The following is a 2,712-nucleotide window of genomic DNA, read 5'->3' as shown; positions in this document are numbered from 1 at the left end:
GCGAACGAGGGGAAGTGAAACATCTCAGTACCCTTAGGAAGAGACATCAATTGAGATTCCCCAAGTAGCGGCGAGCGAACGGGGAGAAGCCGATTGGCACTAGAATAGAAGAACAGCGTGGGAAAGCTGACCATAGTAGGTGATAGTCCTGTATTTTAAATTCTAGCGTCAACATATTAAGTAGAGCGGGGCACGAGAAATCCTGTTTGAAGATGGGGGGACCATCCTCCAAGGCTAAATACTCCTGACTGACCGATAGTGAACCAGTACCGTGAGGGAAAGGCGAAAAGAACCCCTGTGAGGGGAGTGAAATAGAACCTGAAACCGTGTGCGTACAAGCAGTGGGAGCCACCTTGCGTGGTGACCGCGTACCTTTTGTATAATGGGTCAGCGACTTATATTCTGTAGCAAGGTTAACCGTTAGGGGAGCCGTAGGGAAACCGAGTCTTAATAGGGCGTCTAGTTGCAGGGTATAGACCCGAAACCGAGTGATCTATCCATGAGCAGGTTGAAAGTGCCGTAACAGGCACCGGAGGACCGAACCCACTGTCGTTGAAAAGCCAGGGGATGACTTGTGGATAGGGGTGAAAGGCTAATCAAACTCGGTGATAGCTGGTTCTCCCCGAAAGCTATTTAGGTAGCGCCTCGGACGAACACCATTGGGGGTAGAGCACTGTTTCGGCTAGGGGGTCATACCGACTTACCAAACCGATGCAAACTCCGAATACCGATGAGTGATATCCGGGAGACACACAGTGGGTGCTAACGTCCATTGTGGAGAGGGAAACAACCCAGACCGCCAGCTAAGGCCCCAAATTCCTAGTTAAGTGGGAAACGAGGTGGGAAGGCATAGACAGCTAGGAGGTTGGCTTAGAAGCAGCCATCCTTTAAAGAAAGCGTAATAGCTCACTAGTCGAGTCGGCCCGCGCGGAAGATGTAACGGGGCTCAAACTAGGAGCCGAAGCTGCGGATTTGAATTTGTTTTCAAGTGGTAGGGGAGCGTTGTGTAAGCCTGTGAAGGTGTGTTGTAAAGCATGCTGGAGGTATCACAAGAGCGAATGCTGACGTGAGTAACGATAATGCGAGTGAAAAGCTCGCACGCCGGAAGATCAAGGGTTCCAGTCCAACGTTAATCGGGGCTGGGTGAGTCGACCCCTAAGGCGAGGCCGAAAGGCGTAGTCGATGGGAAATCGGTTAATATTCCGATACTTGTTTATGATGCGATGGAGGGACGGAGAAGGTTATGTCAGCCTAGTGATGGTTATCTAGGTGAAAGGATGTAGGCTTGCGACTTAGGTAAATCCGGGTTGCAATATGGTCGAGATCTGATAGCAAGCTGTACTTGTACAGCGAAGTGGCAAATACCAGGCTTCCAGGAAAAGCTTCTAAGCGATAGTCATAAACGAATCGTACCCTAAACCGACACAGGTGATCAGGTAGAGAATACCAAGGCGCTTGAGAGAACTCTGCTGAAGGAACTAGGCAAAATGGTACCGTAACTTCGGGAGAAGGTACGCTATTGGTGGTGATAGGACACGCTCCTTGAGCTGCTGGTAGTCGCAGATACCAGGCTGCTGCAACTGTTTATTAAAAACACAGCACTCTGCAAACACGAAAGTGGACGTATAGGGTGTGATGTCTGCCCGGTGCTGGAAGGTTAATTGATGGGCTTAGCGTATGCGAAGGTCTTGATCGAAGCCCCAGTAAACGGCGGCCGTAACTATAACGGTCCTAAGGTAGCGAAATTCCTTGTCGGGTAAGTTCCGACCTGCACGAATGACATAATGATGGCAGCGCTGTCTCCAGCAGAGACTCAGTGAAATCGAAATCGCAGTGAAGATGCTGTGTACCCGCGGCTAGACGGAAAGACCCCGTGAACCTTTACTACAGCTTTACATTGAACTTTGACCTGACTTGTGCAGGATAGGTGGGAGGCTTTGAAGCAGACACGCCAGTGTTTGTGGAGCCAATCTTGAAATACCACCCTGGTCATGTTGGGGTTCTAACTCAGGTATAACAATACCGAGGACAATGTATGGTGGGTAGTTTGACTGGGGCGGTCTCCTCCTAAAGAGTAACGGAGGAGTACGAAGGTGCGCTCAGACCGGTCGGAAATCGGTCGAAGAGTATAAAGGCAAAAGCGCGCTTAACTGCGAGACCCACAAGTCGAGCAGGTACGAAAGTAGGTCTTAGTGATCCGGTGGTTCTGTATGGAAGGGCCATCGCTCAACGGATAAAAGGTACTCTGGGGATAACAGGCTGATACCGCCCAAGAGTTCATATCGACGGCGGTGTTTGGCACCTCGATGTCGGCTCATCTCATCCTAGGGCTGAAGCAGGTCCTAAGGGTATGGCTGTTCGCCATTTAAAGAGGTACGCGAGCTGGGTTTAGAACGTCGTGAGACAGTTCGGTCCCTATCTACCGTGGGCGTTGGAAATTTGAGAGGAGCTGCTCCTAGTACGAGAGGACCAGAGTGGACGAACCACTGGTGTTCGGGTTGTCATGCCAATGGCATTGCCCGGTAGCTACGTTCGGATGGGATAACCGCTGAAAGCATCTAAGCGGGAAGCCCACCTCAAGATAAGATTTCCCTAAAGAGCCGTTCAAGACTAGGACGTTGATAGGCAGGGTGTGGAAGCACAGCGATGTGTGTAGCTAACCTGTACTAATTGCTCGTTTGGCTTGACCATACAACACCCAAGTGGTTTGTA

General features: G+C 50.6%; 1 rRNA gene. It reads left to right on the top strand.

Going from position 1 to position 2,712, the window contains the following annotated elements:
* A 23S ribosomal RNA gene (locus ACTXGJ_RS12590) occupies positions 1-2,691 on the top strand; the annotation flags it as partial.
* Between the last annotated feature and the right edge of the window lie 21 nt (positions 2,692-2,712).

The sequence above is a fragment of the Psychrobacter sp. 1Y11 genome (genome assembly GCF_052259045.1).
Lineage (GTDB): Bacteria > Pseudomonadota > Gammaproteobacteria > Pseudomonadales > Moraxellaceae > Psychrobacter.
The sequence above is the reverse complement of the archived record's forward strand: the minus strand, read 5'-3'. Positions and strand labels throughout refer to the sequence as shown.